This is a genomic window from Streptomyces sp. NPDC051567 (assembly GCF_044454165.1).
Taxonomy (GTDB): Bacteria; Actinomycetota; Actinomycetes; order Streptomycetales; family Streptomycetaceae; genus Streptomyces.
Genome location: NZ_JBITDK010000041.1, coordinates 1 through 15,638 on the forward strand (window position 1 = coordinate 1; position 15,638 = coordinate 15,638).

General features: G+C 71.6%; 15 protein-coding genes and 3 pseudogenes. 10 read left to right on the forward strand and 8 right to left on the reverse strand.

What is annotated here, in order from left to right:
• Positions 1–238: 238 nt before the first annotated feature.
• The 4 genes from ACIA5F_RS28740 to ACIA5F_RS28755 form a co-directional block, all read right to left on the reverse strand.
• Positions 239–436, reverse strand: a complete 198-nt coding sequence (locus tag ACIA5F_RS28740) for a serine protease inhibitor (protein ID WP_399357971.1) — start codon at positions 434–436, stop codon at positions 239–241.
• A gap of 292 nt (positions 437–728) precedes the next feature.
• Positions 729–1,769, reverse strand: a complete 1,041-nt coding sequence (locus ACIA5F_RS28745; protein ID WP_399357973.1) for a hypothetical protein — start codon at positions 1,767–1,769, stop codon at positions 729–731.
• Between the two features lie 184 nt (positions 1,770–1,953).
• Entirely contained in the window at positions 1,954–2,310 is a 357-nt protein-coding gene (locus ACIA5F_RS28750) for a hypothetical protein (protein ID WP_399357975.1), read from the reverse strand.
• Positions 2,307–3,149, reverse strand: coding sequence for a hypothetical protein (locus tag ACIA5F_RS28755; protein WP_399357977.1), 843 nt, complete (start codon positions 3,147–3,149; stop codon positions 2,307–2,309). The genes ACIA5F_RS28750 and ACIA5F_RS28755 overlap by 4 nt, the downstream gene beginning before the upstream one ends.
• Before the next feature lie 466 nt (positions 3,150–3,615).
• Here ACIA5F_RS28755 and ACIA5F_RS28760 point away from each other — a divergent pair, with 466 nt between their 5' ends.
• From ACIA5F_RS28760 to ACIA5F_RS28775, 4 genes are all read left to right on the forward strand, one after another.
• Positions 3,616–3,855 carry a hypothetical protein gene (locus tag ACIA5F_RS28760; protein WP_399357979.1) on the forward strand — a complete coding sequence of 80 codons (240 nt, stop codon included), beginning with the start codon at positions 3,616–3,618 and terminating at the stop codon, positions 3,853–3,855.
• Positions 3,852–4,097 carry a hypothetical protein gene (locus tag ACIA5F_RS28765; RefSeq protein ID WP_399357981.1) on the forward strand — a complete coding sequence of 82 codons (246 nt, stop codon included), beginning with the start codon at positions 3,852–3,854 and terminating at the stop codon, positions 4,095–4,097. Before ACIA5F_RS28760 ends, ACIA5F_RS28765 begins: the two co-directional genes overlap by 4 nt.
• A gap of 301 nt (positions 4,098–4,398) precedes the next feature.
• Positions 4,399–4,569, forward strand: coding sequence for a hypothetical protein (locus tag ACIA5F_RS28770; RefSeq protein ID WP_399357983.1), 171 nt, complete (start codon positions 4,399–4,401; stop codon positions 4,567–4,569).
• The gene (locus ACIA5F_RS28775) at positions 4,566–4,871 is read left to right on the forward strand and encodes a hypothetical protein (RefSeq protein WP_399357985.1); all 306 of its coding nucleotides are present in this window, start codon (positions 4,566–4,568) and stop codon (positions 4,869–4,871) included. Before ACIA5F_RS28770 ends, ACIA5F_RS28775 begins: the two co-directional genes overlap by 4 nt.
• 216 nt (positions 4,872–5,087) lie before the next feature.
• Here ACIA5F_RS28775 and ACIA5F_RS28780 read toward each other — a convergent pair whose 3' ends face one another.
• Positions 5,088–6,989 carry a beta strand repeat-containing protein gene (locus ACIA5F_RS28780; protein ID WP_399357987.1) on the reverse strand — a complete coding sequence of 634 codons (1,902 nt, stop codon included), beginning with the start codon at positions 6,987–6,989 and terminating at the stop codon, positions 5,088–5,090.
• A gap of 1,759 nt (positions 6,990–8,748) precedes the next feature.
• Here ACIA5F_RS28780 and ACIA5F_RS28785 point away from each other — a divergent pair.
• Both ACIA5F_RS28785 and ACIA5F_RS28790 read left to right on the forward strand, forming a co-directional pair.
• On the forward strand, positions 8,749–9,111 hold the full coding sequence (locus ACIA5F_RS28785) for a hypothetical protein (RefSeq protein WP_399357989.1): 363 nt from the start codon (positions 8,749–8,751) through the stop codon (positions 9,109–9,111).
• A gap of 342 nt (positions 9,112–9,453) precedes the next feature.
• Complete coding sequence (locus tag ACIA5F_RS28790) at positions 9,454–10,083, forward strand: hypothetical protein (RefSeq protein ID WP_399357991.1); 630 nt, start codon at positions 9,454–9,456, stop codon at positions 10,081–10,083.
• A 22-nt stretch (positions 10,084–10,105) separates the two neighbouring features.
• On the opposite strand, the gene ACIA5F_RS28795 is transcribed toward ACIA5F_RS28790, so the two are convergent.
• Positions 10,106–10,333, reverse strand: coding sequence for a hypothetical protein (locus ACIA5F_RS28795; RefSeq protein WP_399357993.1), 228 nt, complete (start codon positions 10,331–10,333; stop codon positions 10,106–10,108).
• Positions 10,334–10,892: 559 nt separating this feature from the next.
• Between ACIA5F_RS28795 and ACIA5F_RS28800 the strand changes: the two genes are divergently transcribed.
• Together ACIA5F_RS28800 and ACIA5F_RS28805 are read left to right on the forward strand one after the other, a co-directional pair.
• Positions 10,893–11,258, forward strand: a complete 366-nt coding sequence (locus tag ACIA5F_RS28800; RefSeq protein WP_399357995.1) for a hypothetical protein — start codon at positions 10,893–10,895, stop codon at positions 11,256–11,258.
• Between the two features lie 87 nt (positions 11,259–11,345).
• Positions 11,346–11,594 (forward strand): annotated as a pseudogene (locus ACIA5F_RS28805) (hypothetical protein); the annotation flags it as partial.
• A gap of 30 nt (positions 11,595–11,624) precedes the next feature.
• On the opposite strand, the pseudogene ACIA5F_RS28810 reads toward ACIA5F_RS28805, so the two are convergent.
• Positions 11,625–12,648: pseudogene (locus ACIA5F_RS28810) on the reverse strand (IS5 family transposase).
• A gap of 302 nt (positions 12,649–12,950) precedes the next feature.
• Here ACIA5F_RS28810 and ACIA5F_RS28815 point away from each other — a divergent pair.
• A pseudogene (locus tag ACIA5F_RS28815) lies at positions 12,951–13,691 on the forward strand (ATP-binding protein).
• 118 nt (positions 13,692–13,809) lie between these two features.
• On the opposite strand, the gene ACIA5F_RS28820 reads toward ACIA5F_RS28815, so the two are convergent.
• Entirely contained in the window at positions 13,810–14,046 is a 237-nt protein-coding gene (locus tag ACIA5F_RS28820) for a hypothetical protein (protein ID WP_399357997.1), read from the reverse strand.
• 355 nt (positions 14,047–14,401) lie between these two features.
• Between ACIA5F_RS28820 and ACIA5F_RS28825 the strand changes: the two genes are divergently transcribed.
• Positions 14,402–15,610: a hypothetical protein gene (locus ACIA5F_RS28825; protein WP_399357999.1), complete on the forward strand. Its 1,209-nt coding sequence runs from the start codon at positions 14,402–14,404 to the stop codon at positions 15,608–15,610.
• Positions 15,611–15,638 lie beyond the last annotated feature (28 nt).

The window sequence follows — 15,638 nt, forward strand, 5'->3', positions numbered from 1 at the left end:
TGCCTTCGGCACCCGGCTCTGCGCTTCGCTCCGGACTGGCTCTGGTTCCGCTGCGCTCCACCAGAGCGGGCCTGCTCCACAGGCCCAAGGCCTCCCGCGCTCCGCGCGGGAGGTGACCCCGTTTCACGGGGCCCGGGCCTCCGGCCCGTTGGGCGGGTCCGCTCCCCCACCCCAAGGCCCTTCCGGCTCCGCCTCCAGGACCCCAGGCCTGCTCCGCAGGCCAAGCTGCCAGCAGAAACTACCCTCGCCGGGGCTCCCGGACCACCTTGCCGTCCTTCACGAACAGCCTCACCCGCTGCTCATTGAAGTCCATCGTCACCACGCTGCCCTCAGGCACCACATGGACCGCAATCTCCGGGAACTCCGCCCCGATCTGTCGGCGGGCCACATCCGCCGGCTTCCCCATCAACTCCGGCCACTCACTCTTCGCCTCCATCAGCCCCTCCAGAATGGTGATCGCTCCAGATCCCGCTCGACGCTACTCCTGTTCCGCTGCGCTTCCACCGGAGCAGGCCAACCCCGCTGGTCTCAGAGCCCCGCGCTCCGCGCGGGAGGTCGCCCAGCCTCACGGGGCCGGCCTGTCAGGTGGGTCCGCTCCGCTCCCCCACCCAGAGGGCCTTCCGGCTCCGCCTCCAGGACCAGTCCGCTACACGGGCCACTGACAGTAAAGGGACCACTCAAGACACGAAGAGGGTGATTCAAAGTGGTTTCTCGGATAGAGACGGGAATCAGGCCCTCGCAGCGAGGCCACCCCGCCGCCAGAAGGTCGAGAAGCAGCAGAACCGCGCAGTGCGTACCTGCACTGAAGCAGCCTCAGGGCCCTTCAGTGAATCTGTGCAGCACTCAGTCAACCTGCGCAGTCCAGGGGCAGGAGCATGGGCGCTGGCGTCAGAAAGGTGGTTCGTCGGAGTAGTCCTGGGTGCGGGCAGGTGCGGGGTTGGTGCTCCCCCACAAGCGGGCAGGTCCTCCACCTGAACCACCAGAGCTCCGAACGCGGCCGCTACCGCCTTCGACAGAAAGTCCCTGCCCCGGTCCACACGCACCTTCTCCGGCAGCCCGCCCTGCGGCCCGAACGGCTCCCCGCGCAACACCGCCGCGCGCAGCGCGGCCAACACCGACTCCCGCGACGGATACCCCGGCGTCACCGCAACACCCATGATCGTGTTCGTGGCGCAGTCCACGAACCAGGTGATCCAGGGCCTCAGCGCGGTGCCCTCGACATCGACCAGCACCGGGGCCTGAACATGGTCGGTCTCCCACACCTGATTCCGCCAGCCCCGCGGCCGGGCCAGAAACACATCATGTTTACGGGCCTCGCCCTCACCACCGGCAAGTCCCGCCCGCTCCCCCGCTGTCAGATCCCGCCGGATCGCACGATGCAACGTCGGAATCGACGGAGGCGGTTCACCCTCGCCCCGGGCCGCGCGCGCCGTCAGTTCACGGTGGACGGCAGCGACGTTGCCTCGCCACAGCCCCAGCAGAGCCCGGACCTCCGCGGTGACCGTAAACCTCCCGTAGTACCGGGTCCGCTCCCCCGGCGCCCGGGCCACGGCCTCGTCCTGCTCGGCGGCAGCCACCCACTTCCACACCGCACGCTCCCGCACACCCAACGTCTCAGCCATCGCCCTCACATCCCGGGTGGCGAGCTTCCCCTCCCGGCGCAAAGCCAGCAACCGACGCACCGCCGGCCCCCGCAACGCCCGCACCGACACAGCCGGCAACACCGCGTCCGAACCCTCCGAGCCCGGGAACTGCGCTTCCTCATCCACGCGCCCATCACACCGACCCCGACCAGCCGATGGATCAGAACTCACGAAACTGAGACAGCGTCACACCAGGACCGATAAAGACCCAGGACAGCGATCCCCCACCGATCTCTCACATCCAAGACAGTGGCCCCACAGCCCAAAACAGTCACTGACCAGCAACAACACATCAGGGACTCACTGTCTCTCACACCACTGTCCCCAACCCGAGAGATCGCACGCAGACATGGGAAGTGATCTTCGCCCAGGTACGGAAGTTGCCCCGCGCCACCGTGGCATCCGCCCACGCCACGTCCGCCGGATCCACGCCCTCCCACACGTCATGGAACATCGCCAGCATCTCGGCGAGCCGTTCCTGGTCCAGGCCGGGGACCTGGTGCCAGGTCAGCACCCGCGACCGCAGCGCCGGCGCCCGAGCAATCACCCGCTCCGCGCCCGCCCCACACAGCACCAGCGCCGCTGCCGTACCCGGCTCGTCCCACAACAGGCGCAGGTAATCCAGCAACGGCGGAGACAAACGCTGCGCATCATCAAGGAACATCACCCCCGGCGCAGCGCCTCCCCGAGAGCCCGGTCCGCCGGCTGTCCACGGTGCGAGAGAGAACCCGCCGACAGCCCCAGCGCGTCCAGCAGCGAAGCACGCATCTGCGGCAGGCCCGGCTTCACCCCCACCACCACCCGCCACACCGGCACCCGATCAGGCAGCAGATACAGCGCCTGCCGCACCGCCACCGCCTTCCCCACCCCCGGCTCCCCGAACACACACCCAATCCCCCTGGCCGCGACAGTGCGCCCCACCGCCTCCACCACAGCAGCCACCGGGGCCGTCGACACCACACGCGCACCCGGCACAAACAACCGCACCCCACCCCGCGACGGCACGACGTCTTCCTCATCCGCCTCAACCACGGCAGGAGCCCCCGGCTCGGCGTCCACCACCGCCAGGCCCTCACCCGGCCGCTCCAGCTTCAACTCAGCCAGGACCCGGTCATAACCACCAGCCTCCACCCGGCCCCGGGACGCCCGCGCCACCACCAACACCCGACCCGCTTGCAAATCCCGGCGCACCACACGATGAAGCGTTCCCAGGGACGGCACACTCCCAGGCGATAGCGAACCGTCGGCCGCAAACCACCGGTACACCGCCGCAACGTTCCCACCCACCCCGGCCAGCCGTGTCCACCACACATCCGACAACGAAAACGACGACTTCGGTATCCGCTCCAACCGGCCCGCGCGCCCCGCAGCAAGCCAATGCCACACCGTCCACGGCGACACACCCCACGCCTCAGCGGCCACCCGCACATACAGCACAGACACCGAACCCGACACCTCAGCCACCGCCAACAGACGACGCACCACCACACCCCACGCCAGCCCCACACCCCCACCCATACACGCCAGCACACCCCCACCCCGGCAGGCCACGCACAGAAATAGGCAACCCCACGACAGCCAACCACCCAGCTGCTATGCAGCCCATGACAGCAACACGGTCACCCCATGACAGCCAAGATCAGAACCACTGCGAAGTGAGAGCAGGGACAACCCCACAAACCCAGCTGACACCCAACCAATGCCACCACCACACCCATTCACACCTGTGTCCACACTCCGGGGGGGGCACCTCCGGAAGTTGCCCCCGGACTTGCAGCAGACTGCCGCCGAACGAGCCGCCCCGGTCTGCTGGCTGCTCCGCGACAGGAAGACCAGGAGCGGGTGGCCTGTTCTGGCATCGGCCAGGCCCATTCTTCGGGGTGAAGTCACCGTGGTTCGGCTGCCTTTGGCCGGGCGTTCCCGCTAGCGTGGCCGGGACGGCAGGCTCTCTGCAGACGAGGGGTGTTCGGTGATGGCCGAGGGCGATGTGCGCTGGACGATGCACGACGGCGAGCGGGTCGAGGTGCCGGCCACGATCGGCGGTATCCGCGCCGCGCTGTCCGGGGAGCGGCGGGCGCAGTTCGACGCGGAGATCGACGCGGCGAACGTCGACGACCTCTACAACGTGGTGCGCCGGTGGATCGTCGAGCTGGCCTCGTTCCCTGAGGACGAGGAGATCTTCGCGCAGCTGCGGGAGCAGGGAGCCGCGTGAGCCGGTACAGGATCGTGTACGCCCCCGTCGCCGAGGAGACACTGAAGAAGGCCGACGACGTGGCCGGGTTCCGGTCCCGGATGGAACAGACCCTGGGCCGGGACCCGTACGGGCACGGATCGGAAGCGATGAAGGGCGAGCGGGACCGGCGTACCGCGACGGTCCGGGGCGTATTCGTCGTCTACTACGTCGCCCAGGCCGCCCTCACCGTCACCGCCGTCCGGCTCGTCCCGCCACCCTGACCACACCGACCGACGTCCCCCTCCCCGAGAAGCGGGCCACCACCGTTCCGGAGAGAGCTCCCGCCGGGACCGGCATCCGGCCCCGGGCACACGGCCCGCAGCACCGGCTCCCGACCGGTGCCCTGGGACGTCCGGGCGCACGCCCGTCCTGGGCCCCCTGTCCGCCCGGGACGGGAACCCACCCCCAGCCGTTCCGGCAGGCGCACCCCTCTCCCCGCGCCTGCCGGAACACCCCGCCTCCACCCTCGCCTGGTCACCGTCTGGCCCCCCGACAGCCGGCCATAGGGGGAGGAGCCGCACGGTGACCAGGTTCCGGACTGCCCGGATGCACTGGTGGTGCAGGCCGTTGTGCCCTGGCCGCGACATCGACGCGGACGCCGCGGCCAAGGCCGTCCTGACCGTCGACGCCCAGGACGTCCTGATCGTCATCGAGATCGCTCCCCGCCGACCCGGGTCACCGACCGCAAGATGAAACCGGCCCTGTACGCGGCGGCGGGAACCGCACACTACTGGCGCCTGGAACTCGACCCGGCGCCCCGGCTCTGCCTCGGCCGCCTGGAACACGGCGGCTGCACCGACCGCCTGGTCCAGGCCGGCGACACCACCGCACTCACCGAACCGTTCCCCTTCGACATCGACCCGCCCGGCTGGTCCACCGACAGATCAGGGCTCCGCCCAGCAGGCCGCCGTCATGCTGGGCGTCTCGCGGCGTACGGTCGAGTGGTACGTGCGCGACCAGATCCGGACCCCGCGCCCAGAACTCGTCTACCGTGACTCCCTGGTACCACCGATGACGGACGGATGCGCCGTATCACCCAGCACCTCCCGTAAGGGCGGGGAGCGGGTCAGGTCCGGGTGGCAAGGTGGGCGAGTTCGTCGGGTCCGGGGGTTGGTGCCGGCCAGTTTCCCGGGATCGTCTGTCCGTACCTGGTGCCCAGGGGTGCCGGGGTGTGCTGTCGCGCACCCCGGCGGTGGTGGAGGTTGTCGGGGTCAGTTCTGGCAGTTGTGGAGGGTGCCGCCGGTGGCGTGGCAGGTGTTGGTGCCGGTGTTGCCTTCGACAGTACCGGCGTTGCTGGTGCCGACGAGGCCGGGGTTGCCGGGCGTGCCGCCGCCTTGGCCGGTGCCGTTGGGGGCGGTTCCGCCGGGTCCGCCTGGGCCTCCGGGTCCGGGGGTGGCGGTGAGGGTGTCGTCGCCGGTGCCGCCGCTCAGGGTGGCACCGGTGGCGTTGCCGGTGCCACCGTTTCCGCCGGTGCCGCCGGTGCCGCCGTTGCCTCCGGTGAGGCCGTACGCGTAACCGCCTGGTCCCCCGTTTCCGGCGTCACCGCCGGTGGTGGTGATGTTGTCGCCGTCGTTTCCGCCGTCGATCAGGCCGGTGCTGCCCGCGCCGCCGGTTCCGCCGGTTCCGCCGGTTCCGCCGGTTGTCCTGGCTCCGCCCATGCCGCCGTTGCCGGCATTGCCTCCGGTGGCGGTGATGGTGTCGATGCCCCCGCCGCCTTGGACGGTGCCGCTGTTGCCGGTGCCGCCCGCGGCTCCGGGCCCGCCCGGGGTGGAGCGGGTGAGGTCTCTGAAGTCGGTGAACCCGTCCCCTCCGTTGCCGCCTGGGCCGCCGGTGGCGGTGATGGTGTCGGCGTCGTCCCCGCCGTCGAGGGTGCCGGTGTTCCCCGTGGCACCGAGGCCGGCGGGGTCGGGGGTGGTCGCGCGGAGGGTGTCGGTGCCGGCGTCGCCGTTGACGGTGCCCGCGTTGCCGGGGGCTCCGTTGTGGCCGGTGGCGGTGAGGGTGTCGTCGCCGGTGCCGCCGCTCACGGTCCCGGAGGAGGAGATACCGGACCCTCCGGAGATCCCGGGAAGATTGGCGAGGGCTACGCCCCCGGTGGCGGTGATCGTGTCGTTCCCGGTCCCGCCGGTGGCGGTCCCCGCGACCCCGGGCCCGCCGACACCGTCGTTCACAGAAGTGGGTCCGCCGGTGGCTGCGAGGGTGTCGTCGCCGTCACCGGCGTCCACGGACCCCGTGGACGCGATACCGGCCCCGGCCCGGAGCGCCCCGTAGGCGGCCCTCTCGATGACGAGGGTGCGGGGCGCGGTGGTGATGCGGTCGTTGCCGGCTCCACCGGAGAGCCTGCCGGCCGTGCCGGAGCCGCTGGCAGTGCGCCCGTGGCCGCCGACGGCGTCGATGTTGTCGTCGCCGTCGCCACCGGTCACGGTGCCCGAGGCGGCGATACCGTCGCCGCCCCGGCCATCGGCGGCCGGAAGCTGCACTCCGATGATGTCGAGCAGTGCACCGGATCCGCCGGTGACGGTGATGGAGTCGGCTTCGGTGCCGCCGTCCACGCTGCCGCCGGCTCCCACGCCGGGACCGCCGGGACCGGTGCTGTCCGCGCCGATGGTGCCGCCGTCGCCGCCGGTGACCTGGAGGGTGTCGGTGCCGGGCCCGCCGCGTACGGTTCCCAGGGCGCCGGTCCCGCCGGCGTCGTCGTCCTCCGCGGTCCCGACGTCGGCGGAGCCGGCGGTGACGGTGATCTTGTCGTTGCCGTCGCCACCGTCGACAACCCCGCCCGTACCTACCCCGATACCGCCGGAGGTACCCGGGGTGCCGGTGGTGCCGGTGACGGTGATCGTGTCTTCGCCTTCCTGGCCGTTGACGGTTCCCAGGACCGCTCCGGTGATGGTGATGGTGTCGTTGCCGGGGCCTGCGTCAAGGGTCTGCCCGGCGGGGATGCCCAGGAGACAGGTGATGCTGTTGCCGCCGGCTACCGGTGCCACGGTGCAGCCGGCCGGGACAGCGGCGTGGGCGGGGAGCGCGAGGGGGATCTGGGCCAGGGCGGAGCCGATGACGACGACGGCCGCCGCCGGCCACAGCCGGCCGTACCCTCGTGGATGAGAGCGAACCCGCATGACAGGACCTCCTGAGACAGAAACGAGAGCGGCAACCGTGGGCGGGACGGCGGCCACCACCTCCGCGGAGACCGGACAGACCTTCCACTCCCGGGTTCGTGGCTGCTGTCAGGAACACCGTCTACACCACCCCGCAGACACCGTCCTCACCGACACGGACCTCACCGGCAGACCACCCCCTGACGATCACTTGTGGGGAGCCCGACCAGACCAAACACCCGGCAGTACACCGCGCCGCGGCGCACCGTGCCCGGTGGTGTTCTGCGGGGAAGCCGGCGGTATAGCCGGGACGGAGACGGGACCGGCGGTACCCGGCCGGTGCTGCCCGCATCACGCACACAGCCCGGACGGCCACTTCTGTGCGGGCCGGTCATCCACCGGGGGTCGGGCTGATGACCGTGTCCGGGTCCGCCGCTCCGCGCGGTCAGGGCGGGACCGGAGCCTGGGATGCCCGGCGAGCGGAGCAGCTCGCGGTTGCTCGGCGGGCGCCCCAGGTGATACGGCCTCGCAGGGCCTGCGACGCTGTATCACCCGCTTTGGCCGGCGGCGGGTGAAGGAGTGCCTTCCTCATGTCGTACGGGCGCCTGTTCCCGGTCCGGTCTTGGTCCGGGTGATCGGTCACGTCGGTGTTCTGGCAGAGCGTGACGTCGACGGCCCTGGTCCGGGAGGTGCGGAAGTCGACTTCGATCGGCTGCGGAGAGGTGATCCACCCGAGGCACGCCATGTGGTCGGACTCGCCCTGCCCGGTACCTGGTAGTCCGTATCCGGCCCGCGACCGCTGTGGGCCGGGGCCGTGTGGCGTAGTCCGGGGCGCCGGACGGGTGGTGGGTGGTGAACATGGTGGGAGGAAGGGCCTGTGGAGCCCGGCCGTTCGTGTGAGACAGGAAAGGGCTGTCCTGTGCGTGGAGCAGCAGGTTTCCGGGTGCGAGGTCTGTGGTCGGCTCGCCGAGTCCGGACCGGTACGCGTGTAGTGGTGAGTGGGGCCCTGGTGCTCGGCTGCGCCTGCCTGTGTGGTTCGGCGTCGGCCGCCGGGCCTGCCGTGGGGAGTGCGCGGGTACGTGTCTTGGGCGAGCAGGGGTTCACGGCGTCGGGGTCGTTCAAGGTGCCCGCTGGAGTCACGCGGGTGCAGGTGTATGCCTGGGGCGGTGGCGGGCGTGGTGGTCCGGGCGCGGGCGGTGCCGGCGGAGCCGGTGGTGGAGGAGGCGGGGAGAGCGAGCCGCTCTCGTCGTCGCGGGTCGGTGGCGGTGGCGGCGGTGGCGGTGCGGGGGGCGCCGGTGGCGGAGGAGGCGGGGGCGGCACTGCGGGAAGCTATGTGGCATGCACGCTCCCTGTGACGCCGGGAGCCGTACTCAGGGTCAGGATCGCCACGTCGGCGGGTCAGGGCGCACCCGGGAGCGCCGGCGGTGGCGGCGTCGGCGGCGCGGCCGGCACTCTGCTCACGAGCGGGTCGGCCGGTGGCCCCGGCGGTGGGGGCGGCAACGCCGGTACGTCGTCCACCAGTGGCGGGACAACCAGTGTGCGCGTAGGCCGTACATACGCGCTGGCCCTCGGTGGATCGCCCGGCGGAAACCTCGTGGGGTTCTCGGAGTCGAGGGGCGGTGCCGCCGGTGGTGGAGGAGGCGGCGGCGAGAACGGCAAGATCAGCCAGAGCGGTGGCGCCGGCGGAGCGGGTGGTGCGGCGAGCGCGGGCGGTACCGGCGGCCACGCCGGTCCCAGTGGCATCAGGCCCGGGGGCAGCTGCCCGGGCGGAACCGGCACCGTGACGGCCAGAGGCACCGCTGCCGCCGTCGGCAGCAGTGGCCGTGAGGGCTCGGCCGGTGTGACCGGTGGCCGGGGAACCGTCGGCCAGGGCGGCAAAGGCGAGGCAGGCGGTGCCGGTGGTACGGGTGGTGCAGGCGGGGCGGGCGGCGCCCCGCCTGCCGGCACGGTCACCCTGCCTCCCGGCGTCGCCGTGGGCGGCACGGGCGGTGTCGGTGGCCCTGGCGGTACGGGCGGCCAGGGCGGCAACGGTGACACCCCCGCCGGAAGCGACGACACCCCCGGTACGGCCGGCTCCCCAGGCACCTCCGGGCAGGCCGGCCTGCCCGGAGGTGCCGGCTACGCCCTGATCACCTGGTCGTAACGAGGAGGTCCGGACCATCCGGTGGTACGGACCTCCCTACCCGGGTGCTTCACCGGCCGTCTGGTCACCGAGTGAGGATCGCCTGTCCAGTGGGGTGGCAGCGCCCGACGGTCCGGGATCGACGCCGCCCTGGTGGCATGTTTCCGATCCTGCTCCGGGGAAGGAAGATTTCTGAGAAATGGCGTGCCCGTGCGCCCTGTTCACACCGCACTGCGTTGTGGCCGGGTGATTGCGGAGGAACGTTCCATCCATCACGGTTCATGTATGAATGAGAATCGGTGTGTCAAGAAGCGGAGGGCCTGCCGGTCCCGTGCGGTGCGTGCTGTTGTCGGCGTGGTGGGTATGGCGGGCTCTCTGGCGCTGACAGTGGGTCTGGCCGCTCCCGCGTCCGCCGCGACGGCCCAGACGTTCACCACGAGCAGCACGTTCACCGTCCCGGCCGGGATCACCAGCATCACCACCACCACCCTCGTCGCGGGAGGCTCCGGCGGCGGCAGCTTGTCGCTGTCCGGGACTCCTCTGGTGGGCGGTGGTCGTGGCGGAGGCGCGGGCGGAGCCCGGGACACCTGCACCCTGGAGGTCACCCCGGGCCAGGTCCTGACCCTCACCGTGGGTAATGGCGGCAACGCCGGTACCGGCGCCGCTCCCAGGCCACGCAGCGACGGCGGCTTCGGTGGGAACGGCGGAGGCGGTGACACGTCGGCCCTCACCATCGGCGGAACCGTCCAGGCGTCTGTGCCCGGCGGCAACGGTGGCGACGCACCCCGCACCGGAACTGCCGCGGGCGGTACTGGTTCTGCGGGTGGGGCGGGCGGCCCGCCGGGTGCCCCGGTACCGGTCGGCTGCCCGGCGGGTACTGGTACCGGCGGTAACGGGGGCACCAGCGCCCTCCCTGCCGAAGGCTTCGCCCGCGGACCCGGTGCCGCAGGAGTTGCGGGCACCGGCAGCGGCTGCATCACGCTGACCTACTGATGGTGGACCGGTTCTGGGAGCGTCAGAAGGCCAGGGTGATGCAGCCGCTGCCGCCGGTGGTGCCCGCGGTACCGCTGTCCCCCGGGGGGGATGTTGTTGCCTGAGTGCTGCTGCTGCCTGTTCCGCCGTTGCCGCCTGTTCCGCCGTTGCCGGTGCCCGACGGGCAGTCGGCCGGTACCGGGATACCTGCCGGACCGGCCGCACCACCCATGCTGCCGGTGCCGCCCGCGGCGTCGCCGGTGCCGTACACGACGGCACCGTCTGTGCCGTCCGTACTGCGAGCACCGTCTGCGCCGTTGGTGTTGCTTGACTGGGTACCCTGGCAGACGGAGACCTGCCCGAGAACGCCGCCTCCGCCCAGGCCGCCGGAGGCGGAACTGCCCCCGCGACCCCGGGCGTTTCCGAGCAGGCCGCCGACGCCGCCGTCGCCCCTTGTGCCGCCGTTCGCTCTGTTCCCGCCGAAGACGGACGCCCGGACGGTTCCGCCGACGGTGAGGACGGACTTGCCGCCGCTGCTTCCGCGGGTGCCGCTGTCGCCGTTACCGACGCTGTTGCCGAGGGGCGACCCTCCCCCGGCACCGGGCCTGCCTCCCGCCCCTCCCGCCCCTCCCGCCCCGCCGGTGGCGACGGTGAGGGTCAGGACCTGGCCGGGGGTGACCGCCAAGGTGCAGGTGACCCGGGCTCCGCCCGCGCCGCCGCCACCGCCCGCGCCTCCGCCACCGCCGCCTCGGAACGTGGCGCCAAGACCTCCGGCGCCTCCGCCTCCGCCTCCGCCTCCACCAGAGCCTCCCGCGACGAGGGTGGTGGTGATGCTGGTGATCCCGGCCGGGACGGTGAACGTGCTGCTCGTGGTGAACGTCTGGGTCGTCGTCGCGGCGGACGCGGGAGCAGCGAGTGCGACCGTCAGCGCGAGCGAACCCGCCATACCCGCCGCACACACAGCGGCCCGCACCGTACGGGACCGTACCGCCACCACACCCAGCCCTGTCTGCACACTCTGCCCATCTCTCATGCACTCACCGTGCATCGTCCGGCGGGTCCGTGCAACGGAAGGACATTCGCTCACCGCGCTGACGGACGCGGAGGCGGACGCGGAGGCGGAGGAGCAGGCGGAGGAGCAGGCGGAGGCGGAGGAGCAGGGCCCGGCGGTGGCTCTCCAGTCGTACCGCGGCTGATGCCGGCCTCCCGGGCGACGCATCCGGCGGGTCACCGGTGGGCTGCGGACATGGGCGAATCGTACGGATGAACGGGTACGGTCGCATCGGATCCAGCGGGTCGGGACGTGGGCTGCGGCGAACAACGTGGAGATCGCCTACACCCCGACCAACAGCTCCTGGCTCAACCGCGTCAAGGCCCAGTTCACTGCCCTGCGCTACTTCGCCCTCGACGGCACCGACCACCCCAGCCACAAGGCCCAGGGCAGCATGATCCGCCGCTACACCATCTGGCGGAACAAGCCCGCCACCGACCACCGCCTACGCAAAGTCGTCACCAGGGCAAACGTTGCCTGATGCGGCACCAGGGTGTGTATTGGGTCGTGATCAATGGTTGCTTGCTGCGAGTTCCTTGATCCAGATCATGGAGGCGCGGAGATGCAGTCCGGCGAGGTAGCTCTCGGGGGTCTTGTCGTAGCGGGTGGCGATGCCGCGCCACGCCTTCAGTTTGTTGATCAGGCGCTCGACGGTGTTGCGGTCCTTGTAGAGCCCGGCGTCGTGGGTGAGGGGCCGGCCGCCCCGGCGGCCCTTCTTCTTCCGGTTGGCGGCCTGGTCCTTCTTCTCCGGGATGACCGCCTTGATGCCACGTCTACGCAGGTAGGCACGGTTGCCTCGGGAGGAGTACGCCTTGTCTGCGGCGACCGCGTCGGGCCGGGTGCGGGGACGGCCGACCGGGAGCCGGACCCGCACCTTGTCCAGCACGGGGATGAACTGCGGGCTGTCGGCGGCCTGTCCGACGGTCAGGGTCAGTACGAGCGGTCGGCACTTGCGGTCGGCCGCGACGTGGACCTTGCTGGTCTGACCGCCTCGCGAGCGCCCGAGCAGGGCCGCTTTCAGGCGGAGCTTGTGGCGCCGTCGGACGCGTCGGCGTTCGGCCCCCTCAGCTTCGACGTCGGCGTCCCGCCCGACTTGTTCCTCGCCGCAGCCCCCTTTGGCCGGGCCTCCCACTCCTCCCCGGCGGCCTTCTCCAGGGCATCCAGCGTTCCCGGATCGAGGTGCATCCCGGCGGCGTCATGGTGGGCCCGAGCAGTGGTGGAATCCACGCTGACCAGCGAAAGATCCACCCCACCCCACCCCACCCCACCCCACCCCGCTCCGCGGCCTTGGCGATCAGCCCCTCCAGCAAGGCTTCGAGGACGCCGACGTCCCGCCACTGCCTGAACCGGTTGTGCACGGTGGACCAGGCGCCGAACTCCGCCGGCATCTCCCGCCGCTGCGCACCCGAACGGAACTTCCAGATCACGCCCTCGAACTGCTCGCGCAGCCCTGCGGGGTACGGCCCGTACTCACCGACGGGCAAGTACGGCCCCACGCACTCCCACTCCTCGTCGGTCAGCTGTCTCCGCGTCATGCACCCCTGATTACCGGATCCACCCCCGGAACGAGAGCAAATCCCGCAGATTGATCACGACCCAATACACGCCCTAGGACGGGGGCGGTCGTCGACGGCGGTGACGGCGCGGACACATCACCGTGGCGGGCGGCAGCGGCGGTGTGGGGAACTACCGCGGGTTGCTGATCCCCGCGACGGGCGGCGTGGGAGGGGACGGGGTCGGAGCAGCGAGCACCGTCACCGGAGGCGCGGACGACGACATCATCGAAGTGGCGGGCGGCGGCGGGCGCGCAGTCGGCGGCAGCGGCGCCGCCGGGACGGTGAGCGCGGGCCCCGGCAACGACCGGATCACCGCCACGACACGCACGCTCCAAGCCCTGCGCAAAGACGTCCTGCCGAAGCAGGCGGGAGCCGGTGTGGCGTCCTCCGGGCAGCTGGACGGCGGCGGTGGACGCGGCCACCCGGCGTCTTCGCCGCCACTCGGCGACTTCCCCACCGGCAAGACCCTGGGCTCCTGGCGGGCCGAGGACTCCACCATCCCCGAGCCCACCCAGAACTTCCTGATCACCCTGGAGTGGATCGGCCGCGCCGAGAACCTGTTGATCGCCGGCCCGTCGGGGACGGGCAAGAGCCACTTCACCGAAGGCTTGGCCCAGGCCGCGATCGAGTAAGACCTGCGGGTGTCCTGGTTCACCCTGGAGACGCTGAGCGCCGCGATCGGGAAGTCGAAGGTCGACGGGTCCACCGCACGGACCGTCGCCCGAATCTGTCGCGCGGACCTCATCGTCATCGACGACACCGGCCTGCTGCCCGTCGGGGAAGACGCCGCCGAGGCGTTCTACCGGATCATCGACGCCGCCTACGAGCGCCGGTCCATCGCCGTGACCAGCAACATTCACCCCTCGGGCTTCGACACGATCATGCCCAAGACCCTCGCGGGCGCGAGCGCCGACCGCCTCATGCCCCACGCTCACCTCGTGACCACCACCGGCGACTCACACCGCCTCGCCGAGACCCTCGCCGGGACCCTCGCCGGGAAGGGAGTCATCCCCTTGAACTGACCCTCACCCCAGGAATACCTTCCTCCGACCAGTGATCTTGACCGTTTGCCAGGCTAGCTTGGCCAGTCGGAGGAGCTGGCAGGTCAGGTGCGGACGTCCCTGCCATCCTCGTCACGGCTCAGCCGAAGTCACTCGGCCGATCGCGGCGAAGCTCCGCTCGACGCTCCTCGACGAAATCCATCGCTTCGTGGATCGTGCAGCCTGACGCGTCCCGGAACGCCTTGATCGCACGGATGATCCGGCCGCCCAGGATCTCGCGGTCCACGCTCTCTGGCGGATTTTCCATGGGCCGACCGTACCAATTTGGCGTTTCGATCGCGTCGGTCAAGATCACCTGGCAATCGGTCAAGATCACGTGTCAGAGGACAACTGGCCACACTCCTGGGTTTCTGATGGCCACCAGCCTGGACACCCAACGGCCACCCACCTGGGCATCTCAATGGCCGTTGACACAGCCATCTCGGTCGGACAGCTCTTTCCCAATCGACGCACCCTGACCTTCGAACGCGTGTGGGGCAGCGCTCAACCCGCGCAAGACGCTGAGGCTGAAGAGACTCCGGCGACTGACGACCCAGTCGCTCTGCCGGGCCGGCGGACGGGTGGCCGAGGTCAGTTCGGCCGGGCGGCCAGAAAGCCCTCCGGCCGCCGGCGGTGTGCCGTTCGGCTGTACAGCGGTGGCGGCTGTGGCACGGGCTGCTGAAACTGACCTCATGATCACCACCACAGAGAACGCCGCGCCGCGCCGCCGTCACGGACGCCTGTTGGCTCTGCCCCTGGCGGGCGGTCTGCTCCTCGCGGCAGCTCCCGTCGCCCACCCGGCCCCCCTCTCGCCCGGACCGTTCTTCACCGCGCGTCAGGGAGTGCGGCCGGCCGGCCAGCAGGCGTTCACTACGCCGGGCGACTACAGATTCTCCCTGCCCTCGGGGGTGACCGAGATCACCGTCTATGCCTGGAGCGCGGGCGGTGGCGGAGGAGGGAGTGGTGGCGGCGGGGGAGGTGGCGGAGGAGGCGGCGGCGGCGAGCGCGCGAACGTCCAGCCCGTAGGCGGCGGAGGAGGAGGCGGCGGGGCCGGAGGCAGCGGGTCCGGCGGGGGTGCGGGCGGCAGCAGCGGCTCCTACCAGGCATGCACCGTTCCCGTCTCGGCCATCCTGGACGAGGAGTTGGCCGTGGTGGTCGGCGCGGGCGGCCAGGGCGGCACAGCGGGCAGCGGCGGAGCCGGCGGCGATGGCGGAGCGGCCACCGAGAACGGCAGTGCGGGCAGTGCGGGTGAGTCCGGCGGTACCGGGGCTGGCGGCACCAACGGCGAAGCCAGCGGCCTGTTCGTGGATTCCGGCGGCGTTGGCCTGTTCGGTGTCGCCGTAGCGGCCGGCGGCACCGGGGGCCGCGGCAGTGTGGGCGGGCCCCGCGGCGGAGGCGGGGCCGGCGGCACCACCGGTACGTCCACTCCCGGCGGCGGCACTCCCGGCCGTGGCGGTGCCGGAGGCCTGGCCCGGCCGGGAGGCGCCGGAGGCGAGCCCGGATCCGCCACGCGCGGTCTCTGTTTCGCCAGCATCACCACAGCCGCCACTCCCGGTGCCGCGGGTACCGCCGGTGGCCCAGGCTCCGCCGGCAGCACGGGCTTCGACGGGGATAACGGCGGAACCGGACGCGGCGGTAACGGCGGAGCGGGCGGTCTCGGCGGGTCGTTCGGCGGCTCCGGCGGTACCGGGGCGCCTACTCTCCCGACCACCCCCGCACCGCCCCCGGGCACCGGAGCCGGGGGCTCCGGCGGACTCGGCGCGGGCAGCCGCACGGGCGGCTACGGAGGAAACGGGGACACCACCATGGACGACAACACCCCCGGAGTCCCAGGAAATCCAGGCGCCGCCGGCACCGCCGGCACCGCCGGCACCTCGGGCTACGTCCTCATCACCTGGTAGCCGAGCCACCCGGCAGCCCGCGAGCAAG